Source organism: Stenotrophomonas sp. LARHCG68 (genome assembly GCF_052871705.1).
The window spans coordinates 65,353-88,960 of the sequence record NZ_JBIXJV010000009.1 but is presented as its reverse complement, the minus strand read 5'-3'; the positions used below and the strand labels follow the sequence as shown (position 1 = coordinate 88,960).

Annotated in this window: 42 protein-coding genes and 1 tRNA gene; 15 read left to right on the top strand and 28 right to left on the bottom strand. The window is 64.7% G+C overall.

Annotated features, from left to right (window positions below; translation table 11 throughout):
• The 26 genes from ACIPR8_RS19910 to ACIPR8_RS19785 all read right to left on the bottom strand — a co-directional run.
• A partial coding sequence (locus ACIPR8_RS19910; protein ID WP_446542169.1) for a phage tail tube protein occupies window positions 1-205 on the bottom strand: 205 nt, incomplete at its 3' end.
• An 81-nt stretch (window positions 206-286) separates the two neighbouring features.
• Window positions 287-649 carry a tail completion protein gp17 gene (gp17, locus tag ACIPR8_RS19905; protein WP_446542168.1) on the bottom strand — a complete coding sequence of 121 codons (363 nt, stop codon included), beginning with the start codon at window positions 647-649 and terminating at the stop codon, window positions 287-289.
• Window positions 646-1,149 carry an HK97-gp10 family putative phage morphogenesis protein gene (locus ACIPR8_RS19900; RefSeq protein ID WP_446542167.1) on the bottom strand — a complete coding sequence of 168 codons (504 nt, stop codon included), beginning with the start codon at window positions 1,147-1,149 and terminating at the stop codon, window positions 646-648. The genes gp17 and ACIPR8_RS19900 overlap by 4 nt, the downstream gene beginning before the upstream one ends.
• A complete protein-coding gene (locus ACIPR8_RS19895; protein ID WP_446542166.1) occupies window positions 1,142-1,468 on the bottom strand; it encodes a phage head closure protein in 327 nt (108 codons plus the stop codon). Before ACIPR8_RS19895 ends, ACIPR8_RS19900 begins: the two co-directional genes overlap by 8 nt.
• Window positions 1,468-1,755 carry a head-tail connector protein gene (locus ACIPR8_RS19890; RefSeq protein WP_446542165.1) on the bottom strand — a complete coding sequence of 96 codons (288 nt, stop codon included), beginning with the start codon at window positions 1,753-1,755 and terminating at the stop codon, window positions 1,468-1,470. Before ACIPR8_RS19890 ends, ACIPR8_RS19895 begins: the two co-directional genes overlap by 1 nt.
• Before the next feature lie 2 nt (window positions 1,756-1,757).
• Complete coding sequence (locus ACIPR8_RS19885; protein ID WP_446542164.1) at window positions 1,758-1,943, bottom strand: hypothetical protein; 186 nt, start codon at window positions 1,941-1,943, stop codon at window positions 1,758-1,760.
• 47 nt (window positions 1,944-1,990) lie between these two features.
• Complete coding sequence (locus tag ACIPR8_RS19880; RefSeq protein ID WP_446542163.1) at window positions 1,991-3,187, bottom strand: phage major capsid protein; 1,197 nt, start codon at window positions 3,185-3,187, stop codon at window positions 1,991-1,993.
• Window positions 3,184-4,068, bottom strand: a complete 885-nt coding sequence (locus ACIPR8_RS19875; protein ID WP_446542162.1) for a head maturation protease, ClpP-related — start codon at window positions 4,066-4,068, stop codon at window positions 3,184-3,186. Before ACIPR8_RS19875 ends, ACIPR8_RS19880 begins: the two co-directional genes overlap by 4 nt.
• A gap of 4 nt (window positions 4,069-4,072) precedes the next feature.
• On the bottom strand, window positions 4,073-5,365 hold the full coding sequence (locus ACIPR8_RS19870) for a phage portal protein (protein ID WP_446542161.1): 1,293 nt from the start codon (window positions 5,363-5,365) through the stop codon (window positions 4,073-4,075).
• Entirely contained in the window at window positions 5,362-7,251 is a 1,890-nt protein-coding gene (locus tag ACIPR8_RS19865; protein WP_446542160.1) for a terminase large subunit, read from the bottom strand. The genes ACIPR8_RS19870 and ACIPR8_RS19865 overlap by 4 nt, the downstream gene beginning before the upstream one ends.
• Window positions 7,205-7,585, bottom strand: coding sequence for a hypothetical protein (locus ACIPR8_RS19860; RefSeq protein WP_446542159.1), 381 nt, complete (start codon window positions 7,583-7,585; stop codon window positions 7,205-7,207). Before ACIPR8_RS19860 ends, ACIPR8_RS19865 begins: the two co-directional genes overlap by 47 nt.
• Window positions 7,586-7,766: 181 nt before the next feature.
• Window positions 7,767-8,090 (bottom strand): HNH endonuclease, encoded by a 324-nt coding sequence (locus ACIPR8_RS19855; RefSeq protein ID WP_446542158.1) that lies wholly within the window; start codon window positions 8,088-8,090, stop codon window positions 7,767-7,769.
• On the bottom strand, window positions 8,090-8,299 hold the full coding sequence (locus ACIPR8_RS19850; RefSeq protein WP_446542157.1) for a hypothetical protein: 210 nt from the start codon (window positions 8,297-8,299) through the stop codon (window positions 8,090-8,092). The genes ACIPR8_RS19855 and ACIPR8_RS19850 overlap by 1 nt, the downstream gene beginning before the upstream one ends.
• Window positions 8,292-8,501 carry a hypothetical protein gene (locus ACIPR8_RS19845; protein WP_446542156.1) on the bottom strand — a complete coding sequence of 70 codons (210 nt, stop codon included), beginning with the start codon at window positions 8,499-8,501 and terminating at the stop codon, window positions 8,292-8,294. Before ACIPR8_RS19845 ends, ACIPR8_RS19850 begins: the two co-directional genes overlap by 8 nt.
• Window positions 8,501-8,857: a DUF1064 domain-containing protein gene (locus tag ACIPR8_RS19840; RefSeq protein WP_446542155.1), complete on the bottom strand. Its 357-nt coding sequence runs from the start codon at window positions 8,855-8,857 to the stop codon at window positions 8,501-8,503. The genes ACIPR8_RS19845 and ACIPR8_RS19840 overlap by 1 nt, the downstream gene beginning before the upstream one ends.
• Window positions 8,854-9,033: a hypothetical protein gene (locus ACIPR8_RS19835; protein WP_446542154.1), complete on the bottom strand. Its 180-nt coding sequence runs from the start codon at window positions 9,031-9,033 to the stop codon at window positions 8,854-8,856. Before ACIPR8_RS19835 ends, ACIPR8_RS19840 begins: the two co-directional genes overlap by 4 nt.
• Window positions 9,030-9,614: a hypothetical protein gene (locus tag ACIPR8_RS19830; protein WP_446542153.1), complete on the bottom strand. Its 585-nt coding sequence runs from the start codon at window positions 9,612-9,614 to the stop codon at window positions 9,030-9,032. The genes ACIPR8_RS19835 and ACIPR8_RS19830 overlap by 4 nt, the downstream gene beginning before the upstream one ends.
• Window positions 9,611-9,889: a hypothetical protein gene (locus ACIPR8_RS19825; RefSeq protein WP_446542152.1), complete on the bottom strand. Its 279-nt coding sequence runs from the start codon at window positions 9,887-9,889 to the stop codon at window positions 9,611-9,613. Before ACIPR8_RS19825 ends, ACIPR8_RS19830 begins: the two co-directional genes overlap by 4 nt.
• A 109-nt stretch (window positions 9,890-9,998) precedes the next feature.
• Window positions 9,999-10,322: a hypothetical protein gene (locus ACIPR8_RS19820; protein ID WP_446542151.1), complete on the bottom strand. Its 324-nt coding sequence runs from the start codon at window positions 10,320-10,322 to the stop codon at window positions 9,999-10,001.
• Window positions 10,322-10,753, bottom strand: coding sequence for a structural protein P5 (locus ACIPR8_RS19815; protein ID WP_446542150.1), 432 nt, complete (start codon window positions 10,751-10,753; stop codon window positions 10,322-10,324). The genes ACIPR8_RS19820 and ACIPR8_RS19815 overlap by 1 nt, the downstream gene beginning before the upstream one ends.
• Window positions 10,754-11,059: 306 nt before the next feature.
• A complete protein-coding gene (locus ACIPR8_RS19810; RefSeq protein WP_446542149.1) occupies window positions 11,060-11,677 on the bottom strand; it encodes a hypothetical protein in 618 nt (205 codons plus the stop codon).
• Window positions 11,674-12,048: a Ref family recombination enhancement nuclease gene (locus ACIPR8_RS19805; RefSeq protein WP_446542148.1), complete on the bottom strand. Its 375-nt coding sequence runs from the start codon at window positions 12,046-12,048 to the stop codon at window positions 11,674-11,676. Before ACIPR8_RS19805 ends, ACIPR8_RS19810 begins: the two co-directional genes overlap by 4 nt.
• Window positions 12,048-13,475, bottom strand: coding sequence for a replicative DNA helicase (locus tag ACIPR8_RS19800; protein WP_446542147.1), 1,428 nt, complete (start codon window positions 13,473-13,475; stop codon window positions 12,048-12,050). Before ACIPR8_RS19800 ends, ACIPR8_RS19805 begins: the two co-directional genes overlap by 1 nt.
• Complete coding sequence (locus ACIPR8_RS19795) at window positions 13,475-14,479, bottom strand: hypothetical protein (protein WP_446542146.1); 1,005 nt, start codon at window positions 14,477-14,479, stop codon at window positions 13,475-13,477. The genes ACIPR8_RS19800 and ACIPR8_RS19795 overlap by 1 nt, the downstream gene beginning before the upstream one ends.
• Window positions 14,480-14,613: 134 nt before the next feature.
• Entirely contained in the window at window positions 14,614-14,985 is a 372-nt protein-coding gene (locus ACIPR8_RS19790) for a hypothetical protein (RefSeq protein ID WP_446542145.1), read from the bottom strand.
• Window positions 14,985-15,425, bottom strand: coding sequence for a phage regulatory CII family protein (locus ACIPR8_RS19785; protein WP_446542144.1), 441 nt, complete (start codon window positions 15,423-15,425; stop codon window positions 14,985-14,987). Before ACIPR8_RS19785 ends, ACIPR8_RS19790 begins: the two co-directional genes overlap by 1 nt.
• A gap of 163 nt (window positions 15,426-15,588) precedes the next feature.
• Between ACIPR8_RS19785 and ACIPR8_RS19780 the strand changes: the two genes are divergently transcribed.
• Window positions 15,589-15,867: a hypothetical protein gene (locus ACIPR8_RS19780; RefSeq protein WP_446542143.1), complete on the top strand. Its 279-nt coding sequence runs from the start codon at window positions 15,589-15,591 to the stop codon at window positions 15,865-15,867.
• 71 nt (window positions 15,868-15,938) lie between these two features.
• On the opposite strand, the gene ACIPR8_RS19775 is transcribed toward ACIPR8_RS19780, so the two are convergent.
• Window positions 15,939-16,409, bottom strand: coding sequence for a hypothetical protein (locus tag ACIPR8_RS19775; protein ID WP_446542142.1), 471 nt, complete (start codon window positions 16,407-16,409; stop codon window positions 15,939-15,941).
• Between the two features lie 85 nt (window positions 16,410-16,494).
• Between ACIPR8_RS19775 and ACIPR8_RS19770 the strand changes: the two genes are divergently transcribed.
• The 14 genes from ACIPR8_RS19770 to ACIPR8_RS19705 all read left to right on the top strand — a co-directional run bounded on the left by ACIPR8_RS19770 (window position 16,495) and on the right by ACIPR8_RS19705 (window position 23,411).
• Complete coding sequence (locus tag ACIPR8_RS19770) at window positions 16,495-17,178, top strand: S24 family peptidase (RefSeq protein WP_446542141.1); 684 nt, start codon at window positions 16,495-16,497, stop codon at window positions 17,176-17,178.
• Between the two features lie 36 nt (window positions 17,179-17,214).
• On the top strand, window positions 17,215-17,847 hold the full coding sequence (locus ACIPR8_RS19765) for a BRCT domain-containing protein (RefSeq protein ID WP_446542140.1): 633 nt from the start codon (window positions 17,215-17,217) through the stop codon (window positions 17,845-17,847).
• Between the two features lie 166 nt (window positions 17,848-18,013).
• Window positions 18,014-18,292 carry a hypothetical protein gene (locus tag ACIPR8_RS19760; protein WP_446542139.1) on the top strand — a complete coding sequence of 93 codons (279 nt, stop codon included), beginning with the start codon at window positions 18,014-18,016 and terminating at the stop codon, window positions 18,290-18,292.
• Entirely contained in the window at window positions 18,289-18,696 is a 408-nt protein-coding gene (locus ACIPR8_RS19755; RefSeq protein ID WP_446542138.1) for a hypothetical protein, read from the top strand. The genes ACIPR8_RS19760 and ACIPR8_RS19755 overlap by 4 nt, the downstream gene beginning before the upstream one ends.
• Window positions 18,693-19,154 (top strand): hypothetical protein, encoded by a 462-nt coding sequence (locus ACIPR8_RS19750; protein WP_446542137.1) that lies wholly within the window; start codon window positions 18,693-18,695, stop codon window positions 19,152-19,154. The genes ACIPR8_RS19755 and ACIPR8_RS19750 overlap by 4 nt, the downstream gene beginning before the upstream one ends.
• A gap of 108 nt (window positions 19,155-19,262) precedes the next feature.
• The gene (locus tag ACIPR8_RS19745) at window positions 19,263-19,514 is read left to right on the top strand and encodes a hypothetical protein (protein WP_446542136.1); all 252 of its coding nucleotides are present in this window, start codon (window positions 19,263-19,265) and stop codon (window positions 19,512-19,514) included.
• Window positions 19,515-19,521: 7 nt separating this feature from the next.
• The gene (locus ACIPR8_RS19740) at window positions 19,522-19,815 is read left to right on the top strand and encodes a helix-turn-helix domain-containing protein (RefSeq protein WP_446542135.1); all 294 of its coding nucleotides are present in this window, start codon (window positions 19,522-19,524) and stop codon (window positions 19,813-19,815) included.
• Entirely contained in the window at window positions 19,812-20,387 is a 576-nt protein-coding gene (locus tag ACIPR8_RS19735) for a dATP/dGTP pyrophosphohydrolase domain-containing protein (RefSeq protein WP_446542134.1), read from the top strand. The genes ACIPR8_RS19740 and ACIPR8_RS19735 overlap by 4 nt, the downstream gene beginning before the upstream one ends.
• Window positions 20,380-20,895, top strand: coding sequence for a hypothetical protein (locus ACIPR8_RS19730; protein ID WP_446542133.1), 516 nt, complete (start codon window positions 20,380-20,382; stop codon window positions 20,893-20,895). Before ACIPR8_RS19735 ends, ACIPR8_RS19730 begins: the two co-directional genes overlap by 8 nt.
• The gene (locus ACIPR8_RS19725; protein ID WP_446542132.1) at window positions 20,892-21,089 is read left to right on the top strand and encodes a hypothetical protein; all 198 of its coding nucleotides are present in this window, start codon (window positions 20,892-20,894) and stop codon (window positions 21,087-21,089) included. Before ACIPR8_RS19730 ends, ACIPR8_RS19725 begins: the two co-directional genes overlap by 4 nt.
• Window positions 21,086-21,937, top strand: coding sequence for a DNA adenine methylase (locus ACIPR8_RS19720; protein ID WP_446542131.1), 852 nt, complete (start codon window positions 21,086-21,088; stop codon window positions 21,935-21,937). Before ACIPR8_RS19725 ends, ACIPR8_RS19720 begins: the two co-directional genes overlap by 4 nt.
• Complete coding sequence (locus ACIPR8_RS19715) at window positions 21,934-22,113, top strand: hypothetical protein (RefSeq protein WP_446542130.1); 180 nt, start codon at window positions 21,934-21,936, stop codon at window positions 22,111-22,113. The genes ACIPR8_RS19720 and ACIPR8_RS19715 overlap by 4 nt, the downstream gene beginning before the upstream one ends.
• A complete protein-coding gene (locus tag ACIPR8_RS19710) occupies window positions 22,110-22,307 on the top strand; it encodes a hypothetical protein (RefSeq protein WP_446542129.1) in 198 nt (65 codons plus the stop codon). The genes ACIPR8_RS19715 and ACIPR8_RS19710 overlap by 4 nt, the downstream gene beginning before the upstream one ends.
• Window positions 22,308-22,313: 6 nt before the next feature.
• A complete protein-coding gene (locus tag ACIPR8_RS19705; protein WP_446542128.1) occupies window positions 22,314-23,411 on the top strand; it encodes a tyrosine-type recombinase/integrase in 1,098 nt (365 codons plus the stop codon).
• A gap of 83 nt (window positions 23,412-23,494) precedes the next feature.
• On the opposite strand, the gene ACIPR8_RS19700 is transcribed toward ACIPR8_RS19705, so the two are convergent.
• Window positions 23,495-23,571, bottom strand: a tRNA-Pro gene (locus tag ACIPR8_RS19700).
• Window positions 23,572-23,608 lie beyond the last annotated feature (37 nt).

Here is a 23,608-nt window from a genome sequence, read left to right as displayed (position 1 = left end):
CGTAGATGACCTCGATGCTGGTGCTACCGGTCTGCTTGCGGCCGGCAACGAACTGATCCCAATCGTCGTCGTAATCGGAGATGTCGATCTCCGATGCCTGGCCGTCGGGGAAGCCGACGCTGCGCAGACGGGTCACCTTGATGACCTCGGTTGCCGCGATGGCAACGAACAGCTGGGAGTGCTTGGACTTGATGACCTGTCCCATAGGGGTTTCCTTGTGTTGTGCCCGTCGCCGGGCATGAAAAAAGGCCCCTTGCGGGGCCGATGGGGTGCCGTTGTTGATGGGCTATCGCAGCTGCAGCAGGCGCGCGTCGAACGAGATGCCGTAGGCTCCCGTCTCGTCGTCGTCCGGCGGCGGGTTGTAGGACTCGATGCTTCCCCGCCGTTCGATCTCGCCGCGGATCACCATGGCGACCGCGTTGGCTTCCGACAGATCAGTGCCCCAGACATTCAGCCTCACCCGCCAGCCATCGGCCGGAGGCGGGTCGGACAGCTGGGCCAGCGGCGAGCCGCCTACCGTCCCCCAGGTGACATAGGGCATGGGCGTGTCTGCGGGGGCGGTACCGGGAAACGCCCGGACTGGATCGCCCAGCTTCGCGCGCACCGCGGCCGAGCCCTGCAGGATGCTTTGGATCAGGGGAACCATCATCGCCAGCCGGTCTCCTTGGTGTACTTGTCGATGGCTTTCCACGTCGTGTCGATCACGACCTGGGCGGCCTCGGGGCCTTTTGCTTCGCCGGCAGGGGTGAGGAAGGGCTTGGCCGCCATTCGCTTGGTGCCGAATTCAAGGTGGCGCCAGTAGTAGGCCCACCCGCTTTCCTCGTAGGCCTTCCCCGTCCGCCCCTTCCTGCGGTTGCGCTTGGTATTGGCGTACTTCCTCCGCCTGCCCGTGCGGACACCGACCGTGTAGTACTCGCCCCCCTGGCCTACGCCGGCACGTGCCCGATTCTTGGCGTTCGCTCGCCGCACGACGATCTGCGTGGCGAGGAAGCCCGTAGCGCGCACCACCCTGCGGCGCGCTTCGTCGCGGATCAGGTTCCCGCCCTTCCGCATGCCAGCCTGCAGCGGTTTGCCCTGGACGGCCTTGGGCAGGCCACGCAGGGATTGCAGCAGGCCCTCCAGCCCCTTGATGTCAATGCGCTCAGACATCGGACACCCCCGAATCCACCATCAATGTGAGGTGCCGGCGCGCTGTCGGATCGGGCAGCACCGCCCGGATGGCGTATACGGCTCCGTCGAACACAACGCGCATGGTTTGCAGCACTCCGGGCAGGTATGGGATCTGCATCCGGGCTGTAACCTGCCCGTGCTCGGCTGAGGCTGCGACGAACTCCCGCCCTGACAGAGGCACAACCTCGGCAGGCACATTAGATTTCCATGTACGCCAGATGCGCTTGTCCCCCCCCAAAGGGTCGCGCACCACGGCAAAGTCCTGAAGCTCGATGCGATGGAGGTATCGGCCAGACATCACACCCCCCAAGAGACGCGGAAAGGACTCATCAAGCGCTTCGCCGCGGCGGCACCCTCGTCCTTCTGAAAGTAGTAGTCCCGCACAAGAATGAGGATTGCCTGCTTGATCGGCGCCGGCACGCCCGCCGGCTTGCTTGGATCGTCGGCATCGGGCCATGGCACGGGGCGGCCGATGTATTGCTCAACATAGCCCTGCGCCGCCTCAATCTGTGTCGTGATCAGGGCATCGTCGGCGTCGTGGATGACGGGCAAGGCCTGCTTGGCATCTGCGAGAGTGACGACCATGGTCAATCTCTCCGGCGGCGATGGCGCGGCTTGGAGCCTTCGATTTGCTCGGTGACGGGAGTGTCCCCGGTGGTGACCAGCAAGCGTTTCACCAGCTGCTCTGCCACTTGGGGGGAGACATCGAACACATCACCCTTCTTGCGGCTCCCGTAGTGCTCAAAAGAGCGAATCGCAGTTACTTCAGTCATGTCGCCTCCCAAGGCGGCGAGGCACCAGCCCCGCCGCCATCGTCGTCTTACGGGCCAACCACCGGGAGACCGGCGAAGTCACCCTTCACGAAGGCCTCGGGGCGGAACACGGTCAGGCCCACGTCTTCTTCGCAGAGGATGGTGACCATGTTCTTGACGAAGTTGTCGCGATCCTGGTTCGACACCGTGATATTCGCCTGCTCGCGGTCCCAGCCCTGCGCACCCATCTTGAAGGCGCCGGTCAGGAAGTCGCCGGCGTCCATCGCCTTGGTGGCGACCACCGGGCGCGCCCACAGACCCGGCACTGCCAGGCCGCGCGGAGTGGCAAACAAGTAGGCGTTGTCCGCGGTCTTGGACAGCTCGATGGTGGTCCAGTCGATGGGATTCAGCACGATGCCGTCGGCCTCGTACTCGGCCAGGGTGACCTGCAGCATGGAAATACGCAGGCGGTCCAGGGCCGTCTCGTTCTGGACCGTCACGCCCGGGTTCGCGTATGCAGTCGCCTGCGTGTGCAGTCCGTTGATGTTCAGTCCAACGCCCGAACCCTTGAGCAGCTGCAGCTCCTCCTTCAGCTTGAGCCCGTACATCAGGCGGCCGTTGATGTACGCCTGCAGCTGACTGGCATCGCGCAGCACCTGCTTGGAAGCGCGAATCCAGTGCGCGATCGTCACCACCTTGGCCGAGTCCAGCTCGAACTTCAGATCCGACTCGGGCTTCGGATCGGTCGGGTTCTCGCCCACCACGTTGGCATTGTTGGTGAACCCGGTCTCGCGCACGTAGTCGATGGTGTCCGAAGTGGCAGGACCGAAGTTCAGCAGGTCACGCAGGAACAGGCGCTGGTTCGGAGTGGCGACGATGCCCGGGACGCGCTGCGGCTCGATCAAGCTGCCCGCCGAGTTGTCCTCGCGGGTGATGGCAGCCTTCACGGTAAAGCTGCCCTGCATGCCCGGGTTGAAGTTCCGGCAGGCATCGGAGGTGGCTACAACCTCGCCGATGGTTCGGGCCTTGGCCGGCGTGCCGCCGCCCTGCTCCAGCTTGGCGATCACCTGCTGGGCAGCCTGCAGTTCGGCCTGCAGCTGGCCCTGAGAAGTCAGAAGCTGATCCACCTTCGCCTTGGTCTCCTCGGACAGCTGGGCGTGCGCCTTGATGTCCTTCTGCGCCTGTTCGGCATGGGCCTTCAGCTGGTCGTTGACCTTGGCGAGGCTTGCGTTGATGTCCTTGATGTCCTGGTCGAGCTGGTTCATTCGTTGTTTCCTTGAAGTACGGAGGTAAGGGACGTGGCGAGAGCCACGGTTTGCTTGATGTCGGCCGCGTCGCGCCGGCCGTGTTCGGTGGGTTCACCCTCACCGGTGCCAGCTGGATCACCCGCGCTGGACTTGAACTGACTGATGAGACGCATGGCCTCGGACTTGGGCATCCCGCTGGCTCGCAGCGCAGATTCCATGCGGCGGATGGCGGATGCGCTCTTGCGGTCGTCACTGGCGCCGATCTCCTCGGAACTAAGCAGCGAGTCCGCAAACCCCTGCTCCACGGAGGCGCTACCGCCGATCCAGGATTCCAGGTCCATCAGCGCGGCCATGGCTGTTGCTGTGCCGCCGGTGCGCGCGGCGTATACATCCGCCATCGCCTCATCGAACGGCCGCAGCTGCTCCGATAGGGCAGCGAAGTCGTGTCGGTTCCCGACGCCGACGGACCAACAGTTGTGGATCATCAGGAAGGCCGGACGCGCGATCTGCACGTCATCTCCTGCCATCGCGATCACTGAGGCGGAGGACGCGGCCAAGCCCACGACCTTCACGGTCACATCCCCCCTATGCTCCTTGAGCATGGAGTACATCGCGATGCCGTCGAACATGTCGCCGCCAGGCGAGTTGATGGCGACGGTGACCGGCCCCTTGCCCAGCGACCGGAGAGCGGCGGCCATGCGCTTGGCCGTGAAGCCTTCTCCGGTCCAGTAGTCGTGCCCGATAACGTCATAGATTCCGATGGTGCGCTCGTCCGCATCCCTCTCAGCGGAAGCGCAGATGCTGGAGTCCCAGCGATTCAACGCCAGCGGCGAGATGAAACTGCGCACGTCGATTTGCGGCCGCCCCTGAGGAACGGCCGGCAGTGCCCGGTTTGTCATTGAATCAATCCTTGGTAGGTGCGTCAGCGACGCCGAGGAACGCCCGCAGCGAATCGCGGGCCGCATTGCTTTCGATGCTCGCGCCCAGGTTGTCCAGCGGCGCAAGCGCCGTCTGTACAGTCAACACTGCAGCGTTTCCGCCCATCGGCTCCCGGTCTTCCAGTTCACGCACTTCATCGCGGGTAAGGATGCCGTTGTTGACCATCGCCGCGTAGAAGGCAGCTCGGCCGGCGCTGTCGGCGCGCAACAGACCCTCAACGGTGAATTTCGGATAGAAGCGGGCGCGCTCGCCAGGCTGGAGCAGATCCTTGCTGATCGCCTGCTCGATCCGGCGTAACCACGGTCCAAGAGTGAACGTCAGGAAGCCGATCATCTGTTGCTCGATGCCCGTCCCCCAGCTGGTCGACTTCTCCGCATGACCAACCATCCACGGCGGAACGCGGAACCAGCGGCAGATTTCCTCGACCGAGAAGGCCCGAGACTCCAGCAATTGGGCGTCCGTCGGGTTGATGCCAACCGTCTTGATGTCCGTCCCGGCCTCAAGAATCACAGGGCGGCCTGAGTTGACCGCGCCGCTCAGCGCTTCCAGTGTCCGTCGAGCGTCATCACGCTGCTCCGGCTTCATGACCTCGGGGAAGCTGAGCGCCGTCGTTGGCATCAGGCCCTTTGCGAAAGTTCCGCTGGCCGCGCGATCGGCCCCAATGGCAGCGCCGAATACGTCAGTGCCGTAGGCGATGACCGAAACACCTTCCTCACCATCGAGGGAGAAGCCTGGGATGGTCCAGATACGATCATTCGGGATCTCGCGCTGCAGGCCGTTCTTCTCCTGGAAGCGCCAGAACTTCACGCCGTCGCGCATGAAGGGCACCAGGCGATCAGGATGCAGAAAACGGAGCCCAACGACCTTGCCACCAATCATCAGCTTTTCGCATCGGGCATTCCCCCTCAACAGCATCGCTGCAACACAAGCCTCCCAATGCACCGCGGCCGTGGTCTCGCTGTTAGGCTGATCGTGCAAGATGAACTGCAGTGGATGCAATGAAGCCACACGCTTTCCGGCGCTTGACTTCTCGTACACCGACAAAGGCAACGTGGATATCGTCTCGGAGATGAGCCGAACGCATGACCATACAGCGGAGAGCTTCATGACAGCATGCTGGTTCACGTCAACGCCAGAGGCCGATTGAGCGCCCGTGAACTCAGCCCAGAAAGCGTTGTCGGTCAGTCCAATGGGAACGCCGAGCCAACCCAGCAGCGCGGAACGAATCCGCCCGGGCTTCGCAGATTTCGTCTTCATCCGATTAGTGGGTTCCTGAAAAAGTCTTCCAAACCGGCCGAGGTGTTGGCCGGCGCGGCATTGGCCGCACCGATTGCCATGCAGAGCGCCACGGCTGCGTCGATCTTGTTGATGGACCGGGCTTTATCCAGCCACTTGTTCTCCCACTTGTCGCTTTCCACCACCGCGCTCATCAGGGCCGAAACCAAGACGGGGTTGCGCTTGAGGCGGATGCGCCCCTCCAGGAGAGCCTCCTCCAGCAATCGCAGAGAACCGGGCATCCACATTCCCTCGGGCGCCGGCCCTCCGTGCGCTTTGGCAGCCTTGACCGCCTCCTCCAACGGCTTCCCTTTACGGGTGCCGCCTTGGGGATGCTCGGCGAACGGCAGTGAAAGCCCGATCTCCTTTGCCTCAGTCTCAAACTTGAGGAAGGCATAGCGGTCATAGGCGACCAGGCCTATCTCGAACTTGTCGTTGTCTTCCGACAGCGTCTGCGCGACATGCCGGAAGTTGATGGACTGCCCCGGTGGCGCGTGGATGTGCCCGGCCTTAGCCCAAACCTCATATGGAAGCTTGTCGCGCAACTGCCTGGCCGCGAGCGTGTCTCCCGGCGTCCAGGCGTCGATCCAGGCATCGTAGGTCGGCTTGGAAACGATCTTCTTCTCGCCCTTTACCTCAACCTCGACCTCGACCGCCCCTGTTTCAACCACCGAAGCCATCGCGGTGATGTCCCGAACCTGAGAAAGGTCCAAGCCCTTATAGATCCTCTTGCCGTGGTGCTCGGCCACGTCAAAGTCCGCCAGCGCGGGCTCCAATGTTGTCCGCGCCATCCACGCTGTTTCCGCATCGGTCCAGATGCAGAAGTGCAAGCGCAGAATGCCGTTCAACGACCCGGGGATCGCCTTTGCCTGCGCGACAACCTCTGCCAGGTATTCCTCGGTGATGGTCACCCCCAGCAGGGGGTTGGCCTTCGCCCAGCACGTCGGATCTTCCAGCGGGTCGTCGCCCTCATCGAGGGAACAGACATAGCTGAAAGTCGTGTCGTCCAGCGGCTCGCCGATGAAGGTCGGATCGTTGACTGCTTCGGTATGTCCGGCCGCCACCTTCACCGCGTGCTCGTGCTCCTCCCAAGCCACGCTGTTCCGGTCACTGCCGGAGTTGGTGATCATGAACAGCAACGGTTGACGGCGGAACTTGAAGCCGCGCTCCAGCATCTCGATGGTCTTGCGATCCGGTAGCTCGTGGACCTCATCGGCCAGAACGAAGTATGGACGCGGGCCCGAACCCGTCTTGCCGGTGTCGCGCGATACCGGGCGGAAGAAGCTCCCGCTCTTGTGGTGCGCGATGTTGTACTCCCGGCCCTCGCCGCCCGAGAACTCCAGGCGCTTCATCAGCGCGCCCGACGCCTTGACCATCTTCACCGCATCGGCGAACAGAATGCCCGCCTGCTCCTTCTTCGCGGCAGCGGCGTAGATCTGAGCGCCAGCTTCCCCATCCGCCGTCATCCCATACAGGCCGATGCCGCCGGCCATCGGGGATTTGCCGTTGCCCTTGCCCTGTTCGATATACGCGCGGCGGAAGCGCCGACGCCCGTCCGCCTTCTTCCAGCCAAACAGCGAGCCGAGTACGAAGGCCTGCGATGGGTGGAGCTGGAAGGCCTTTCCCTCGAACTGGCCCTCGCTCAGCTTGAGGACGCCCTCGAAGTAGCTGAAAACGCGATCTGCCGCCTCCTGGTCGAAGTACAGACCGCGCTCGTGCGCGTCCTGCAGGTCTTTGAGGTGGCGACGGCAGGCATTGCGGACATGCGGTCCCGCGACGATCTCACCAGCCAGCACCGCATGCGCATAGGCGCTTGTTCGGTCAGCTGAAGAACTTTTCGTCCGGGTCTTCGTCCTCGTCGCCGCCATGATTCACTTTCGTCTCGTCTACCGGCGTTGCGCCGAGCTTTGATAGGAGCGAGCCCAGCGCCTGCAGCGCCGACACCCCCATGTCCGGGTCCGTCTCCATTCGCGCAGCCAGGATGCACACCTGTCGCAGCAACAACCGGTGACCGGCGTGGAGCCAGGGCATGTTCTCGACCTGCTCGCGCCAGACCGCGATCTGGGGTTTGGTCATCCCCTTGTAGGGAGGACCGATGGCCTTGGCCTTCTTCGGCGTCTTGCGATCCTTGTGCCTTTTCGGGTTCTTGGCCGCTGCGCCGGAAACTGCCGCTTTTGCGGCTGGTGTCCTTGGATTTGCCATCTCTCACCCCTCGCTGGGGGTCGTCTTTCCAACTGTGGATGCGCGAAGAAAGGGGGGCGCACGTATCGCCGGCCGTTCAGAATCGAACTTTTTACCCCCCTCCCCCTTTCGTTCAGGTTTCTGTGGATAACCTGTTGATATTCAGCTTGACGGGGCGGGACGGCGCTGGCCACCAAGCGCCCTACTTGAGCGGCCACCCGTCGTAGTCGCAGCCCACCACTACGCTCTCCACATTCCCGAAGCCACCATCCTCCCGGGCCGTCTTGCGGCTATGGCACCCGATACACAGGGTCCGTAGGTTGGAAGGATCGTTGTTGTTCGGGTCGCCGTCTTCGTGGTCAACGTGCGCCTGCCCCTTGCCGACAACCAGAACGCCGCACGCTTTCTCCTGGCACCGGTACATATCCCGGATGAGGATCGATTCCCGCAGGCGCCGCCATTCGCGGCTGTTGGTGGGCAACGCGCGCTTGGCCTGCCTGTTGCCCGCCAGTCCCTTGGCCGCCATCAGTACGACCGCCCATCCAGATCCACGCGCTCCGTCGCGTCGCCCTCACCCTCCACCGGAATGCCTGCCTCCTCTCCCAAGAGCTGAGCCACCGACTGGACCAGTAGCCCGACCTGCTCGGCAAGGACTCCGATCTGCTTGGCCTGGGCATCAATGGCCTGTTGCTGCAGGGAAACCACAGCCGCCAGTGTCTCGATGTGGTCAGTCATTGGCGGCCTCCACCTCAACCCTGCCTCGCAACGTCCGCTGGACCACCCGCTTGCCGTGCCTATGCAACCGCACCGGTTGGGCAGCAACCTTGACCACACCCTTGCGGGTGTCGGCGAACATCACGTAGCGGACCAGCTGCCCATCGAGCAGCACCCGCCGACGGCCGCGACCGTCGCCAGGCTCATGGATGTGCTGTTGCATCAGAACTCCTCCACGTCCCAGCCACCGCCGTCCCGCTTGGCCCTCACCTTCACGGCGAGGAACCGGAACGGGTACATCGCTGCGGCGATCTTGATCTTGGCCCTGGCGTCGTCCTGCCAGTGGCCCTTCACCTCGTGGCAGGCCATAACGCCGTCGGCCTCCAGCACCGCGAAGTCCGGCGTGTAGAACGTGTTGTCCGCGAGCCGCAGCTTCAGACCCTCGAACTTGTGCCAGAGGATCTTCCCCGCATGCTCCAGCGCGCGCAGCCTGTCGGCATAGGCCTGCTCGGTCCTGTTCATCTCGCCGGCCTTCAGCCGACCCAATGCGAGATGCCCGCCGCCCTTGCCCCGCCTCATGCTCTGCCACCGCTTGGGCTCACCCGGCGCCAGTGCAGCGCGCGGCGCACCCAGAACTCGACGTGATCCCAGTTGGGTTCGAGGCCGGTCATGCCGGCGAACAGGACGACTGAGCGGATGTACCACTTCAGCCACCAGCGGACTCGCAGTTGCACCACCACACTGCCCGCGCTCACGGCTTTGCCTCGCCGGCACACCCGGCGGCAATGACCGCCTGCCGGTCGGCCTGCCAGCCGTTCCACAGCCACTCAATCACGGCTGCGTCTGCGTCGGCTGCAGCAACAATTCGCGCCGCGCTGTTGAAGCGCCCTGCGGCACTGGCTTGGATGGCATCGGGGGCAGCACCACCGGCGAGGGCTCCGGCCGCAGGACAGGACCACTGTGGCTGCAGCTGCACATCGCCGCGGCGCAGAGCAGCAGCAAGATCACGTTCGGCACGCTTCGCATGGTCGATGGCCTTTTGGTACTGGGTATCGGATTCGGCCCGGCTCTTGGCCAGGGCAGTGGACGCAGCCTTCGCCTTGGCAGCCACGGCAGCGGTGGAGTCAGCCAGGCGCTGCAGGGTTGCGGCGTGGCCGGCGTTGTCCGCAGCGCGCGCCGCGACCTCGGCCGTGTACTCGCCCCGCCAGTGGCCGGCACCCCACCGGTAGCCCAGCACCACCAGCAGAGCGGCCAGCAGCGCGATCAGAAGCCAGCGGAGCAAACCCGCATACGGCCGCAGGGGATCGAGCGCGGAAATGAAGTCGGTCCGGTTCATCTGAAACCCTCAATGGTTGCCCGGTCGGGGTGCCGGTAGCTGATCCAGTCCGGCATCGGCACAAACCGGCCGTTCTGCTTGAGCTGGATCTGCACGTCGTAGCGAGGCAGGTTCTTGAACGCCGCATCGAACTCCTGCAGCAGCGCGGCCATCCGTGCCTGCCAGTCGTCTGGCATCTCGTGCATCAGCACATGTGGCAGCGGAAGCCAGGACGCATAACCCAGCCCGAACCAGCCCCACAGGGCGTCGTAGCCGGGGCGTTGAAGTGCGCTCACTCAAACCTCCACGCCCACAAGGGCTGTCATGGGTCCATTCCGATGTCGCCGGGCCAGTACGCCAGCGCGCCGACGGCCAGGCCGACCAGCAGGCCGATGCCCAGGTACATCACGCCGGCTCGGGCGGGATCACCGCCCCCAGTCCGCGAAGCAAGCCTTCCAACGTCTGCACTCGCATGCGCAACCGGTGCGCTTCCTCTTGGGCCTCACGCCGCAGCTTGATCTCCTCGTCCAGCTGCGTGCCCATCCGGGCCTGCGACTGCTCAAGGCGATCAATGCGCTCTGTCAGGCCGCCCACCAGCGTGACGTTTGCGTCCGTCTCGGTGCGTTCTTTCTTCCGGCTGTTGATGACGCCCCAGATTTCCCGGACCAGCCACAGGGCGAAGGCACCGCCGGCAGCCCACCAGGGCGCAGTGCTCGGATCACCGTCCATCAGGCGAGGGCCTGGCGCACGCCAGCCTCGATAACCGCGGCATCCCAGAACAGCCCGCCGTTCTCGTGCCGGGCAATGGCGGTCACCATGCGCTGCAGCGGCACCTGCTTGCTCAGGCTGACGATCTCGCGGCTACCAACCCCGACCTCCCGGGCCACCTGGGTGATATAGGCCTCGGTGTCGTTCTCCTTGGGCGGCGCCCAGCGGTTGATCATCTCGCGGACCGTCCTCAGCCCGTGCTTGTTCTGATACGTGAGCAGGGTCTTTGCCAGCGCGCGGAAACCGGCCTGCGGCGTCTCGAACACGCAGAAGCGCTTCTCCCTCGCCAGAGCCTCGGGGCTCCGATCCTCTCCGCGCCACACGGTCGCGGTGCGGTCCAGGTTTCCCGGATTGTTGTTGCGGACGCCGCGCGGCTCCTGCTTCGTGCTCATGGGTGAATCCCCTGTGTGGCAAAGGTGCCCGTCACCGCAGCCCGGCTGGGCTCAGTCGTTAATCCGGTGAGGGTGGACGGGCGTGGAAGGTCCGATCACCACCGCTGCCTAGTGCCAAACCAGTCATGGCGGAATTGGCGCGCATTCGCGCGGCACCGGCCCCAAACGCTTCACAGCGTGCGACGGGCTTTGCGGAGCGGTGATGATCGGGTTGAAAAGAAAAAGCCCGGCTTGTGCCGGGCTTTCGTCGCGTGATGGTAGGACTGTAGAGCGAAAAGTGCGCACCTTTCACCTACGCACTCCTGACTAGGCGGCGGCCTGACTCACCGCCCGGGCGAACGCGCATGCAGCGGCCTCCTCCGCCTCCACCATCTCCGTGATCAGCCAATCCACGACAATGGCCCACGCCTTCCGATATGCCGACTCACTCACCCCCATGGATGCGGCGCGCTCGCGGTTGCTGTGCCGCTCCCCCTTCATGTAGCCGATTGCCACGGCAGCGATCTGCGGCATGCGCTCCTCCAGCCTCTCCGGGAACAACGACTCGCGGGCGACAGCAGCGCGCGCCTTCAGCACGCCCAAGTTGCGCCGGGTGGCTTCGGCCTGATCGCGCTCGAACTTCGCGATGCACTCCGCGATGCCCCAGAGGGTGCGTGCGTCGATGAAGCCACGGGTCCGACGGTTGCGTTCCTCCAGTGCCAGCCGGGTAATCCCATGGAACACACGAACGATGTCCGCGCGGCATGGGGCCGGCCCATACAGGAGTTCCAGAAGATCACGGCCCAGCCCTGCCGGCACCATGCCGAGTGCCCCCGCGATATCGATGTTGGTCAGGGCGTCCACACCGCCTCCTGTGCCTGCGCCGGCATCCAAGCGGAACGAGGAGGCGTGAAACCTCGCCAATAGCTCACGTACGTTCTTCATGCTGCTCTCCTCTCCTCAATCACGTAGGTCTGTTGCTCGATCAGGTCGTCGTCGGTGCCGTAGATCTCGTGGAACACCCGCGACCCATCCAGTAGGCTCGGGCCGTAGACCTCCCGGGTCTGCGCCGGGGTCTTGCCCTCCTGCGGATGCCGGCGGTGGTGCCAGACACACAGCGCGTAGCCGAACATGTGCCCGCGCCGGCGGTTGCCGCTCTTGGCGTGGTTGTAGTCGCAGCCGTACACCACCAGCCCAGCGTCCAGCAGCCCGGCCAGCAGCAGCGACAGGCAGGCCATGCACGGGCCAACCTTCGCCGCTTCGATGCGCGCGGCTTCCGCTGCGGTCGGGGTGCCGGTGGAGTGCTGCATCGCCATCAGTCCTGATCCCCGAAGCCGCCGCGGCGCCCACCGCCAAAGAACTTGGACTTTCCTCCAGCGCGCGGCGCCGGGCGGTCGGGCTCGGGGGCCTCCGGCAGGTCGCCCTCTCGATCTCGCAAGGCCATGTGGGCGTAGTCGTTACGCAGGAAGATGGACTTTCCGGCCTCCACGTCGCGGCCCTTCGCCAGGATCAACTCCACGATTCCCCGCATGTGGGTGGTCTTGTCGTAGTAGTCATCCCGGTGGATGAAGATGATCATGTCGGCCTTCTGCTCGATCTCGCCGGACTCGCGCAGGTCGGACATGTTCGGGCGCTTGTCCTGGCGGGTGGACAGCGCGCGGTTCAGCTGGCCCAAGGCCAGCACTGGGCAGTTGAACTCCTTGGCGAGGGTCTTAAGCCCTTGCGCGATCTCGCCGTACTCAAAGCGGGCAAGCTTGGCGTCGATCTTGAAGTCATGGATGTGGTCCACCACCAGCAGCTCAATCGGCCGGCGGGCATGCAGCGCGCGGGCGCGGGCCATCAACTGGCTGATCCGCAGCGCCGGGGTATCGTCAACGCTCAAGTTCAGCTTGCGGCGATCCCGGACAGCGGCGGTGACCTTGGCCCAGTATTCGTCCGAGCCGCCTGGGGCCAGCAGCCATTCGTGGGGAACCTTTGCGGCGGCAGAGATCCCGCGCCGGTTGAGCTGGTTCTTGCTCATCTCCAGCGAGAACAGGGCCACGTGCCGGTCCACCGCGGCGAAGTCGGCGATGTTCAGTCCGGCGATGGATTTACCCATGCTCGGGCGACCGGCGAGGATGATCAGCTCCGTGGGCTGCAGCCCATGGGTTGCGTCGTTCAGATCCCTCCACGGGGTGGGAACGCCCGTTATCGAGGTGCCCAGCTCGAAGCGGTACCGCAGGTCATCGAACCAGGCCGGCAGGGTGTCGGTGACGGCGACCAGGCCGCCCGTGTGGCTGGGGGCCAATCCCTGCATCAGCACCTGGGCAGCGGCGATGCCCTCCTCCGGCTCGAAACGCGGGTCATAGGCTGCATCCGCGATCTCGGTGCCGATGCTGACCATCCGGCGCGCCAACGCCTTGTCGCTCACGACCTTGGCATAGCCGGCGATGTTCGCGGCCGATGGCGTGGTGCTGGCAAGGGTCGTCAGGTAGTGGTCGGGAACCTGCTCGCCCATGCCCTGCGCTTGGAACCACTCGCCCAGCGTCACCGCGTCGAACGGGCGGTCACGCTCAACCATGTCCCGGATCGCGGTGAAGATCAGCTGGTGGTCGCGGCGGTAGAAGTCCCCCGGCTCCAGGCTGCCTTCAATCTTCCGCCAAGCCTCGGGGTACAGCAGCAGCCCGCCGATTACCGCCTGCTCGGCGGCGACGCTCTGCGGCGGAACCCGCATCTGGGCGACGGTCGCGTCCGCGTCGAACATCACGCGGCCTCCTCGCGCTCGAACAGCTTCAACATCGTCTTGGGCTGGGTCATGAACTCGAAATCAGGCGTCCAGTTCTCGTGCCCACGCCCCCCGCCCTGCCGGCCGGAGTGGAAATCGTCCCTTGCAGCGACGGCGAAGTACTCGGCCCAAAACTCAGGCGGGATGCGGATGTGGCCCTTAGCCAGGCAGATGTCCCGGGCGATGGAGACGCAGCGTTTGACCTGCTGCTGCCGCTTGTCGCGCCCCACTGCCGGGTTCACCGCCGCCAGCAACCCGCCGTTGGCCTTCACCAGCGCCGAGGCGTTCCAGGCCGCTATCGCCTCGTCGGTCACCGCCGCCAGCCGCAGCACCTCCTTCGGCGAAGCACCGCCACCGGAGGCGTCATCCGGCGCAGCCGATGACGAGTCCGAGCGAAGCGAGGACTTAGGCTCTTCCGGAGACGGAGACGGAGACGGAGACGGAGACGGAGACGGGGCACTGCCAGAATCTGCCACTGGCACTTTCTGGCACTCCGCTTGGCAGTCATTGGCACTGCCAGATTCTGCTAGTGGCGTGCCACTGGCACTTTCTGGCAGTGCGGCTGGCACCGGCGGGCAGTCGATCCCGATGCGCTTGGCATACTCGGGCATCATCCGGGCAGCCTCTGGACGCCCGTACTGCTTGCACAACGCCGCCCACTTCGATTTCTCGCTGCGTGCTTCCGCCCCGGCTGCCCACGGGTTGTGGTCTGCCCAGTCGTGCAGCACGTAGTCGTCGCCGTCCTGGTCGAGGAAGCGCACCCGCACCAGCTCGCGCACGAACGCACCCTCTTCGCCCAGCCAGTCGGCAGCAAGCTCGATGTCCTCCACGGTCATGCCGGACAAGTCGCCATCGCTACGGTTTGCCGCGGCCCAGGTGATCAGGCAGATCAGGTTCCATGCCCCACCCTGCCCCAGCGCGCGAATCAGCTTCTTGGTCTTCGGGTGGCTGGACAGCCCGGTCGCAATGCGTGCGTCCTGCATGTCAGCCTCCCGCCTGTGTTGTGTTCTTCATGCCACTACTCCCACGTCCTCCTGCAGGACCCGCATCCCTCAACCGCGCAGGAGTTCGGCTGTCCCACCAGGAGCTACCCGGCGGTTAGAGGGGCGGGATTCGATCAGGGGCGCTCGCGCGCCTCCTCGGCTTTCTTCTCGTCGGCTTCGGCCAATGCGAGGAAGTTGCGGTTCTTGCGCAGCAGATCACCCAACGACCGGATGCGGCGCTGCTTGATCGCCAAGGCCCCGCCGCCGGGCACGCGGTCACTGCGCACCGTGTCCAACGTCTCCTGCAGCTCCTTCACTCGCTCCCGCAGGAACTCCACGCGGGTCTGCGGCTTGCGCTCCGGCATCACGAACGGCGCATGCGGCTGCGCCATGTACCGGCGCTTCAGCTCGCTTTGCAGCTCTTCGTCGCTGAAGCGCTTCAGTGCACCTTCCAGCCACTCGGCTGACCGGCCCTTCTTCGGCTTCCTAGCGGGCTTGTCGGCCATCACTGCGGTCCCGTCGATGCGGTTTCAGCGCGCGCAGCCAGTTCCGCTGCATGCGCCTGAATCGATGCGCAGATGCGGGCAATCTCCTGCGATTCGTTGGGGGTGATCTGCCCGTCGTCCAGGGAGTCGGAGACTGCTTTCGCCAACTCCCCCTGTTTTGCGGCGACAGTGAGCAGGGCCGAAACCACGTTGCCGCCGGAAGCCGCGTCGGCACGGCGCAAGACATAGCCGTGCTCAGCCGCCAGGGCGTGCAGGATGCGGTCGTCCCCGGTCACACCCATGATCTCGCTGGCCTCGGCCAGAGACAGGTGATGCGTCCCGTTGTTCGGATTTACCTTGTTGCGAAGCACCGCCCCGGACATGCCGATCCGCACCCCCAGCGCCTCAGCGCCGCCCGGGTACTCCTTCACGGTCTTGTGTGCTGCATCGGCGATGTTCATTGGCGGGCTCCGTGAACGTGGTTTGCTGAAGGGGCGGCGCGCACGATGAGCGCCATGAACGGAATCGAATTCATCTCAATGGACCCCGGGGGCCGGAAGGCGGGCGCCGCCCTCCTTGCGGTAGGCTGTTGTTTCCACACGAACAGCCCGCAAGGAGGGCGACATGAGCGAAATCAGGATTTCTGCGCTGGAAGCACGGGTGGCGGAACTGACCGAGCACTTAGAACATGCCAAGGGCAAAGTCCTCGCCCTCGAAGGCACAGTCCTCGTGTTCGCGCGACATTGGGGGCTCGAGCCACAGGTGGTCATCGAGGCACTCCACAATCTGATGGAGGTCTACGACGATCCGAAGAAATGCCCGGGTCTTGGAGGGCTTCAGAAGGAAGTCGCGATGGCACTTGTCGAGACAGTCTCGAGCGCCCTTCACTCCCGGAATCGATAGCTCTAATTCCGTGGACCTGGCGGTCCTCGTCTAAGACAACCGAGAAAGTCGGGGTGAGCTTGACATCCATCTCAAGCCACCTCCACGGGAACAATGCGGTTGTCGTCCGGATCTGCCGGCGGCGCCTCAACTACAGCGGCGGGCTGCGCGCCAAGCAGGCGCAGCACCTCGGGCACCGCCGGCAGCGCGCGCTCCTCCTCCCAGCTTTCGACCTGATCGACAGGGAGACGCAAAACAGCGGCCAGCTGCTTGTCCGTGGTGAACCCCAGGCGAGCGCGCAGCGCGCGCTTGCTCATGCGGGTGTCCACGGCGAGCGCGAGCGACAACTCCTCCTCAACGGGCGGCCAGATGTCCGGCCGCAGCTCCGTGAGGGAGACGACGCCTCCGCTTTCAACGTGGAGCAGCCGCACCAGGCCGCCATCGAAGCGTTGGCCCTTGCTCAACGCCTTGCGCAGATAGCCGATGGTTGTGCCGCAGCGCGCGGCGTAGGCCGCCTGATCTGCCGGGACGAGGGTCGAGAGGTGGGCGCGAAGGGTGTCCATAGGCGTCAGAGTTTACCCATGGGTACGCCGAAAGCAATACCCGTAGGTCAGTTACTTGCAGGTAACTTCCTGTCAGGCTTCGCATATGACCAAAGCTGATCGCCGCCGCGAACTCCTTCGCCACCTCATCCAGGAGCGCTTCTCGGGCGTATCGGCGCGCTTCGCCGATGCCGTTGGAATTACGCCTTCCTACGTGTCACGGATGCTGTACCCAGAGGGCAAGGCCGGTGCAAAGCGCATCGGCGAGGACTCCATCGAGAAGATCGAACAGGCGCTCGGCATCCCCGGCTACTTCGCCGGCGCCGGCGTTGACTCCGAAGTAACAATCTCAATCCCGGCGACACGCGAAGGCTACGTTCACGTCCAGCAATTGGACGCGGCCGCAGGCATGGGGGATGGGGTGGAGAACGTAGACAATCCGGATGTGATCCGAGCTATCGACTTCGAACCTGGCTATATCCGCAGCATCGTAGGCTTCGTGCCTGCCCCAGGGCGGCTGCGCCTCATCACGGGAAGTGGCGACTCAATGCAACCTGTGATTCAGCCGGGCGATGCAGTTGTAGTGGACACCGCCATTACCTCGTTCGACGGTGACGGCATCTATCTGATCAACATGGGAAATGGCCATCAGATCAAGCGATTGATCGACCGCGGCGTAATTCACGTCGCAAGCGAGAACAAGAGCTACGGCGACCCATTCCCCATCCCGGAAGGCACGCTCATAGGCGGAAAAGTGTACCTGCGGAACCGGATCGAACGGTTCAACTGAGGCAGTTCGAAGCATCTATTCAAGGAGGGGGACAAGATGTTTTTGAAGACAGATCGCGCACCATCCGGGAGTATCACGGAGACGCGCCGGCAGGATCGCAGCACGAACGAACTGGTTGGGCTATGCCGGGGACTTCTGGCGGATGGCCACGTCAGCCAGATGGAAGCCGAGTTCCTGAAGGACTGGATCGAGCGGAACTCAGCCTTTGTTGGCGAGTATCCATTCGCGCCGATCTACCGCCTGTTGTCCGACATCCTCAGCGACGGCGTGATTGACGACGAGGAGTCGGCGGACCTGCACGACACCCTGATCCGCTTCGTGGGCGGTGAGGCCTTTGACGCCAAGGGGCAGACTGCATCGCTCGCGACCAGTCTTCCGGTGACGGAGCCGCAGCCAACGATCTCCCACACCGGGGCTGTCTTCGTCGTGACGGGCACTTTTGCTTTCGGAACTCGCTCGGCAGTTCACGAGGCCATTGAACAGCGCGGGGGCCTCATTGGAGGCAGCCCAAGCCGAAAGACCAACTACCTGATCATCGGCGAGCTGGGCTCCCGGGACTGGATCAACAGCAACGCCGGGACCAAGATCCTCAAGGCGGTGAGCCTGCGAGACGCCGGGCACCCCATCGCTATCGTTTCCGAGCCGCACTGGGTCAGCCACGTGCAGTAAGCCCGGCGCCCGCCAAGAAATCCTCAGAGCCCCGCCTATGCGGGGCTTCTTTTTGCCGCCCCGCGAAATATTTACCTATGGGTATTGCATTTGAAATATACCCATGGGTAATCTATGTCCATGCCCCGCGACACACCCATCCGGGAAGGGGCTGGAGATCAGAGTCATGGCGACCGCACGTCAGCAGTGGAAAGCGTTCTACCGCGCAGCGCGCGCGGCTTATCGCCTCTTCTGCACCTTCAGGCACCGGTTCCCCGGGAACCCCTGCCCGGACTTCGTATACGACGCATCTAAGCAGGGTGAGTTGAGGTTCGACTTCTGCCGGCTGCACGGCGACGTGCTCCGGAGGTTCTGCGGCATGGGGCCTGGAGAGCACAAGGTCCGCATGACGCACCTCGCCGGCCGCGTGCGCCTGCCCGGCGCTCGCATTGGCGGTGCTGCATGAGCCGCTCCGGGTACAGCGACGACTGCGAGAGCTGGAGCCTGATCTGCTGGCGCGGTGCCGTAAGCGCTGCACTGCGCGGCAGGCGCGGACAGGAGTTCTTGATCGAGTTGCGTGACGCTCTCGACGCAATGCCGATCAAGAAACTGGTCGCCGACGAGCTGCAAACGGTTGATGGATGCCATTGCACTCTCGGCGTTATTGGCTCCAAGCGCGGCATTGACCTCGGCGCGCTTGATCCCACTGACCGCGATGCGGTCGCACAAGCCTTCGGGATTGCTCCAGCGATGGTTGCCGAAATCGTCTTCATGAACGACGAGGCCTCATGGAACGCCGAGACGCCCGAGGCTCGCTGGGGACGCATGCGCGAATGGGTTGGCAGCCAGATCCACGGCGGTGCCGCATGATCCGCGCCCTCCTCGCCTCCCTGCTGCTCGCCCTGGGCGGCTGCGCCGCCCCCACGATCCCGGCACCGGCCCCCGAAACGCGGACCGCCGGCGCCGTGACCGTCCCCACTGACCTTGTGATCTCCAGCCCGCGCATCTGCGCCGCGCTCGCGGTCTACGAGCTGGCGGACCATGACGATTGGGGCCTGCGCGCGACCATCGCCGGGACCGCCCTCAACGGCTTCCGCGGCGCTGGCCGCGTGCCCGACTGCGCTGCAGGCGTCGCCATCGCGTTGACTGATGGCTTCTCCGCCCGCCGTTGGCAGGAAGCTCTCGACGCCGTGGATGCCGTCGCCAGCGGCTCCTACTCCGTTCCCATCGCATGCGCCCGGGCAGATGCCGTGGTCCCCCTCTCCAAGGCGGACGCCCGGGCGCACTGCGTCATCTATGACCTCGCTTTCGTGGGCACCCAGCCGTGAAGGGCGACAAGAGATCCCTCCTGGACCTCCTGCTGTTCGCCGCGATTGCGGCGGCGGCGCTGGTCGCCATCTGCGCTCCGCTCGCCTTTAGCTCCTAAGGAGATCGATATGCAACGCATGGTCAGCCACGCGGAACCCCTCCTGCCCTGCACCGCGCGCCACATCCACGACCTTCGCCGCGCCTCAGCCGGCGGCGGCCACGGAATCGAATGCTCCTGCAGCCATACGGCCCGCCATCCCGACTTTGAACGGGCATTGGCCGAGTGGGAGCTGATGCACGGCCAGCCGGCAAAGCCCAAGCGCGTTCGTCGCAGTGCGCCGGCGCTGGCCTTCCCCCCGCAGATGCAGCTCTGTCTCTGAGGCCCTTATGACCCAGGCCGCACAGTGCGAAAGGCTGCTCACGGCGCTGTCCAACCGCGCCATGACGGCAGTGGAAATTTTCCAGGAACTCGGCATCTACCGCGCCAGCGCGCGGGTGCACGACCTGCGGGCGGATGGCCATGTCATCCATTCCACCCGCATCACCGTCCACAACAAGTTCGGAGAGCCCTGCCTCGTCGCCCAGTACAGCATCCCGACGAACCAGAAGCTCCTCATTCCGCTAATGCCGGGCCGCGCTCGGTACAGCCCCCAACACGGCAAGAAGGAACCCCGCGCGTGAACGAACAATCTTCCCAAGATTGCACCTGCCCCAGCGGCGGCGGCTCTCTGCATTGGCCCTGCCCGGCGCACGGCCCACAGCGCGCGACCGGGGCCATAAACCTGATTGATGAGCTGCTGCGGACGCGCACCTTGTCTACCCACGTCAGGGCACGCCTGCACACAGTACTGGGCATTCTGGACGCTATCCGCATCAATGCTGATCGCGGCATGCCCTTTGATCTAGTCGCCCACTTGGAGCGGCAGCAGCGCTTCTCCGCTCACACGTTCGGCCCCGGTGCTCGCGCTACCGGCATCATCGATCACATCCGAAAGGAGCTGCGGGAGATAGAAGCGGACCCGGCTGACCTGGCCGAGTGGGTCGATGTGATCATCCTGGCATTCGACGGAGCGCGGCGCTCCGGAGCAACCCCGAGCGGCATCATCGACGCAATCGTCGCCAAGCAGTCCAAGAACGAGGGCCGCATCTGGCCGGACTGGCGCACCATGCCTGCCGACAAGGCCATCGAACACGACCGCTCGGCCGATGGTGATGGCAAGCCCGCCTCAGCGCAGGAGGCGAGCGATGCGTGAGCTAGAACCTCAGAGAGCCGTCGCAACCAACGCCAGTGACTGCGGCAAGCTGCCCTTCGATGAAGTTGGTGGCCTCCGTCATGGTGGGGAACTCGGCAGGGCCGAAGGTGTGCACACGAACCGCATCCTGCGCCAAGTGGCGGGCGGAGATGATCATCTCCTCAGGTCCATCGGCCGCACGGTCCACGTACGCGTGCAGCTGCCAACCATCGACGTATCTGATCATCCGCTCCTCGGCGATGCGTCCTTACTTGCCAGCGTCCGAAAGGAGCGTGGCGCTGTCAATAGGCGTGCCTGCACCGCCTGCCAGCGCCTGCTCCCCGATCTGGCCTTCCCGAGCAAGGGCCGTCAGGGTCGCGCGCGCACCTGTTCCGTCTGCGTCAACGACCAGCGCCGGCTCCGCGCCCCCCTGCCCGACCAGGTCCCGGACGTCGAGCAGATCCGGATCAACAACGCCGCAGCCCTCTGGTTCGGGCCTGTGCGGCCAATGCCGAGGCATGCCGTATGAGCGCCGCTGAAGCGATCGACCACGTAGCAGTAGGCCACGAGCTGGCGCGCAAGGTCGGCATCAATCTGGACAAGGCCCGGCCGCGGACCCGCCGCATGTGGGAGGCGCGCGGCTTGGCCGTGATCGCGCTCGCCCGCGGCGACCTGGAAGAGGCGAAGAAGATCATGCGGCCATTTGCGAGGAAGCGCCCATGATCGCCGCGCCTGCTTTCCGCTACCACGGCGCCAAGTTCCGAATCTCGGGCTGGGTCCACCAGCACCTGCCGGGACATCGCACCTACGTGGAGCCTTTCGGCGGTGCTGCCGGCGTCTTGCTGACGAAGGCCCGTAGCTACGCCGAGGTCTACAACGATCTGGACGGGGACGTGGTCAACTTCTTCCGTGTGCTGCAGGACGTTGAGAAATGCGCTCGATTGATAGAGGCATGCCGGCTCACACCCTACGCCAGGGCCGAGTTCGATCAGGCATGGGAGCCAATCGAGGAACCCGTGGAGCGCGCACGTCGTCTCGCTATCCGGGCGCAGATGGGCTTCGGCTCTGCCGGCGCCACCAAGGGCAAGACCGGCTTTCGAATCGACTCCCAGCGAGCCTACGGAACCGCCCAGCACCTCTGGCAGAAATACCCCGATGGGCTGGCGGCGATCGCCGAACGCTTCACAGGCGTGCTCATCGAGAACCGGCCGGCGATCGAAGTGATGCAGCAGCACGACACCCCGCAAACCCTGCATTACGTCGATCCGCCCTACGTGCACAGCACCCGCGTGATGCAGGCCGGCAAGGCCGGATACTACCGGCACGAAATGTCGACCAGCCAACACGAGACGCTGCTGGCTGCTCTGCTGGTGCTGCGCGGCCATGTGGTGATCAGTGGCTATCGGACTGAGCTGTACGACGACACCTTGGTCGGCTGGCAGCGGGTCGAGACGACAGCGCGCATCTCCGCCGGCCGCGGTGGCGCTACGCGAACCGAATGCCTGTGGATCTCGCCGTCGGCGATCGACTGTGGCCACCAACGTGGCCTCCCGCTGGGAGATGTCGCATGACCACCCCGCAGCTTTTCCCCAAGCCGGCCAAGCGGATGAAGCAGCCACCCAAGGACCTGCTGCGCGAGCAGCTGGCCACGGCCGCCGACGAGATCATCCGGCTACGCGCCGAGAAGGACCACCTGGAACAACAAATCAACGGCGCCCGAGCGGCGCTCGGAGGAGAGGCGGCATGAAGCTGATGCTGGCCCAGAAGTGGGCAGAGAAGTACTTCGATGAAGACAGCCGGCCAGACCAAAAGCTGATCGGCCGCTGGTGCCGGGAAGGTCGCCTCCCGTGCCAGAAGGTCGTCGGCCAGTGGTATGTCGATGAACACGCCTGGCTGGCCGGTGGTGACGACCTGGTCGCCAGCGTACTGGCGGCGGCGTAACTTGCCATGATGGGACGTGCACGCCATCCGAGCCGCCGCGACTGGCCGGCCAACCTCTATGCCCACCGCGACGGGTTCAAGTATCGGCACCCGATCACCCGGAAAGAGCACTCCATGGGCAAGGACAAGGCCAAGGCCTTCGCCGCTGCCAAGAAGCTCAACGCCCTGCTGATGCCAGGAAATGACCTGGTGGGCAGGGTGCTGACCCCTGGCGAGACGGTGGCCGATGCCATCAAGGTGTTCAGGACCGACGACATCCCCGGCCGGAAGTGGGCGCCCAAGACCGCCGAGGTCTACGAAAGCGTGATTCGCCGGATCGAAGCCGGGCTGGGCGGTACCGCCGTGGCCGACGTGACAGTGAAGGCCTGCGCCACCTTCATTCGGGAGGTCACTGAATCCGAGCGCGCGCGCCAGCAGTTCCGGCTGGTGCTGGGCTGGATTCTGGCCTGTGCGGTCGAGGAAGGCTGGATCGACACCAACCCCGCACTGTCCACCCGCAAGTTCTCCCACAGCCGGAAGCGCGAGCGGCTATCGATCGACGTCTACCGCGCCATCTGGGACCAGGCGCCCCAATGGGTGCGCAATGCCATGGACCTTTCGCTGCTGACGCTGCTGCGCCGGGAAGACGTGGTATCGGCCCGGTTCGCTGACGAGCGCGATGGCGCGCTCTGGGTGGTGCCATCGAAGACCGAGGGTTCCACCAATGTCCGCCTGCAGATCGCTGCCACCGGCCCCCTTGGCGAGCTGCTTGCCCGCTGCCGTGACTCGGTCGTGTCGCCCTACCTCATCCACCGCCTGCCCGAGAAGGCGCGGCCCAGCAACATGCGGGCCAAGGGCCGGGATCACCACACCCAGGTGCTGCCTGAGCAGCTGTCGCGCGCGTTCGCTACAGCCCGAGACGCCGCCGGCATCGAAGCGGATAACCCCCCGACCTTCCATGAGATCCGAAGCCTGGGCGGTGCCTTGTTGAAGGAAGCCGGCTGGACGAATGAGCAGATACAGGCGCTGATGGGCCACAGCAACGTGGCCATGACCGAGCACTATCTGGGCGGTCACGAGGCCCCATGGCAAGCCGTCAGCACCGGCATTTCGTTGCCCAAGTAGTGGACGCATAGTGGACACTTAATGGCCACAACGAAAAAGGGCTCGCGACGAAAGCCGCAAGCCCTTGATCTTGATGCAGTAATTGGTCGGGACGGCCGGATTCGAACCGACGACCCTCTGCCCCCCAGGCAGATGCGCTACCAGGCTGCGCTACGCCCCGAACATCTACTGCTTCGCCGTGAGGCGAGCCGGTGATT

Excerpts from the sequence above, each read along its gene's own strand:
- gp17 (WP_446542168.1), bottom strand. The coding sequence starts at position 649 with ATGATGGTTCCCCTGATCCAAAGCATCCTGCAGGGCTCGGCCGCGGTG.
- ACIPR8_RS19900 (WP_446542167.1), bottom strand. The coding sequence starts at position 1,149 with ATGTCTGAGCGCATTGACATCAAGGGGCTGGAGGGCCTGCTGCAATCC.
- ACIPR8_RS19895 (WP_446542166.1), bottom strand. The coding sequence starts at position 1,468 with ATGTCTGGCCGATACCTCCATCGCATCGAGCTTCAGGACTTTGCCGTG.
- ACIPR8_RS19890 (WP_446542165.1), bottom strand. The coding sequence starts at position 1,755 with ATGGTCGTCACTCTCGCAGATGCCAAGCAGGCCTTGCCCGTCATCCAC.
- ACIPR8_RS19885 (WP_446542164.1), bottom strand. The coding sequence starts at position 1,943 with ATGACTGAAGTAACTGCGATTCGCTCTTTTGAGCACTACGGGAGCCGC.
- ACIPR8_RS19880 (WP_446542163.1), bottom strand. The coding sequence starts at position 3,187 with ATGAACCAGCTCGACCAGGACATCAAGGACATCAACGCAAGCCTCGCC.
- ACIPR8_RS19875 (WP_446542162.1), bottom strand. The coding sequence starts at position 4,068 with ATGACAAACCGGGCACTGCCGGCCGTTCCTCAGGGGCGGCCGCAAATC.
- ACIPR8_RS19870 (WP_446542161.1), bottom strand. The coding sequence starts at position 5,365 with ATGAAGACGAAATCTGCGAAGCCCGGGCGGATTCGTTCCGCGCTGCTG.
- ACIPR8_RS19865 (WP_446542160.1), bottom strand. The coding sequence starts at position 7,251 with ATGGCGGCGACGAGGACGAAGACCCGGACGAAAAGTTCTTCAGCTGAC.
- ACIPR8_RS19860 (WP_446542159.1), bottom strand. The coding sequence starts at position 7,585 with ATGGCAAATCCAAGGACACCAGCCGCAAAAGCGGCAGTTTCCGGCGCA.
- ACIPR8_RS19855 (WP_446542158.1), bottom strand. The coding sequence starts at position 8,090 with ATGGCGGCCAAGGGACTGGCGGGCAACAGGCAGGCCAAGCGCGCGTTG.
- ACIPR8_RS19850 (WP_446542157.1), bottom strand. The coding sequence starts at position 8,299 with ATGACTGACCACATCGAGACACTGGCGGCTGTGGTTTCCCTGCAGCAA.
- ACIPR8_RS19845 (WP_446542156.1), bottom strand. The coding sequence starts at position 8,501 with ATGCAACAGCACATCCATGAGCCTGGCGACGGTCGCGGCCGTCGGCGG.
- ACIPR8_RS19840 (WP_446542155.1), bottom strand. The coding sequence starts at position 8,857 with ATGAGGCGGGGCAAGGGCGGCGGGCATCTCGCATTGGGTCGGCTGAAG.
- ACIPR8_RS19830 (WP_446542153.1), bottom strand. The coding sequence starts at position 9,614 with ATGAACCGGACCGACTTCATTTCCGCGCTCGATCCCCTGCGGCCGTAT.
- ACIPR8_RS19820 (WP_446542151.1), bottom strand. The coding sequence starts at position 10,322 with ATGGACGGTGATCCGAGCACTGCGCCCTGGTGGGCTGCCGGCGGTGCC.
- ACIPR8_RS19815 (WP_446542150.1), bottom strand. The coding sequence starts at position 10,753 with ATGAGCACGAAGCAGGAGCCGCGCGGCGTCCGCAACAACAATCCGGGA.
- ACIPR8_RS19810 (WP_446542149.1), bottom strand. The coding sequence starts at position 11,677 with ATGAAGAACGTACGTGAGCTATTGGCGAGGTTTCACGCCTCCTCGTTC.
- ACIPR8_RS19805 (WP_446542148.1), bottom strand. The coding sequence starts at position 12,048 with ATGGCGATGCAGCACTCCACCGGCACCCCGACCGCAGCGGAAGCCGCG.
- ACIPR8_RS19800 (WP_446542147.1), bottom strand. The coding sequence starts at position 13,475 with ATGTTCGACGCGGACGCGACCGTCGCCCAGATGCGGGTTCCGCCGCAG.
- ACIPR8_RS19795 (WP_446542146.1), bottom strand. The coding sequence starts at position 14,479 with ATGCAGGACGCACGCATTGCGACCGGGCTGTCCAGCCACCCGAAGACC.
- ACIPR8_RS19790 (WP_446542145.1), bottom strand. The coding sequence starts at position 14,985 with ATGGCCGACAAGCCCGCTAGGAAGCCGAAGAAGGGCCGGTCAGCCGAG.
- ACIPR8_RS19785 (WP_446542144.1), bottom strand. The coding sequence starts at position 15,425 with ATGAACATCGCCGATGCAGCACACAAGACCGTGAAGGAGTACCCGGGC.
- ACIPR8_RS19780 (WP_446542143.1), top strand. The coding sequence starts at position 15,589 with ATGAGCGAAATCAGGATTTCTGCGCTGGAAGCACGGGTGGCGGAACTG.
- ACIPR8_RS19775 (WP_446542142.1), bottom strand. The coding sequence starts at position 16,409 with ATGGACACCCTTCGCGCCCACCTCTCGACCCTCGTCCCGGCAGATCAG.
- ACIPR8_RS19770 (WP_446542141.1), top strand. The coding sequence starts at position 16,495 with ATGACCAAAGCTGATCGCCGCCGCGAACTCCTTCGCCACCTCATCCAG.
- ACIPR8_RS19765 (WP_446542140.1), top strand. The coding sequence starts at position 17,215 with ATGTTTTTGAAGACAGATCGCGCACCATCCGGGAGTATCACGGAGACG.
- ACIPR8_RS19760 (WP_446542139.1), top strand. The coding sequence starts at position 18,014 with ATGGCGACCGCACGTCAGCAGTGGAAAGCGTTCTACCGCGCAGCGCGC.
- ACIPR8_RS19755 (WP_446542138.1), top strand. The coding sequence starts at position 18,289 with ATGAGCCGCTCCGGGTACAGCGACGACTGCGAGAGCTGGAGCCTGATC.
- ACIPR8_RS19750 (WP_446542137.1), top strand. The coding sequence starts at position 18,693 with ATGATCCGCGCCCTCCTCGCCTCCCTGCTGCTCGCCCTGGGCGGCTGC.
- ACIPR8_RS19745 (WP_446542136.1), top strand. The coding sequence starts at position 19,263 with ATGCAACGCATGGTCAGCCACGCGGAACCCCTCCTGCCCTGCACCGCG.
- ACIPR8_RS19740 (WP_446542135.1), top strand. The coding sequence starts at position 19,522 with ATGACCCAGGCCGCACAGTGCGAAAGGCTGCTCACGGCGCTGTCCAAC.
- ACIPR8_RS19730 (WP_446542133.1), top strand. The coding sequence starts at position 20,380 with ATGCGTGAGCTAGAACCTCAGAGAGCCGTCGCAACCAACGCCAGTGAC.
- ACIPR8_RS19725 (WP_446542132.1), top strand. The coding sequence starts at position 20,892 with ATGAGCGCCGCTGAAGCGATCGACCACGTAGCAGTAGGCCACGAGCTG.
- ACIPR8_RS19720 (WP_446542131.1), top strand. The coding sequence starts at position 21,086 with ATGATCGCCGCGCCTGCTTTCCGCTACCACGGCGCCAAGTTCCGAATC.
- ACIPR8_RS19715 (WP_446542130.1), top strand. The coding sequence starts at position 21,934 with ATGACCACCCCGCAGCTTTTCCCCAAGCCGGCCAAGCGGATGAAGCAG.
- ACIPR8_RS19710 (WP_446542129.1), top strand. The coding sequence starts at position 22,110 with ATGAAGCTGATGCTGGCCCAGAAGTGGGCAGAGAAGTACTTCGATGAA.
- ACIPR8_RS19705 (WP_446542128.1), top strand. The coding sequence starts at position 22,314 with ATGATGGGACGTGCACGCCATCCGAGCCGCCGCGACTGGCCGGCCAAC.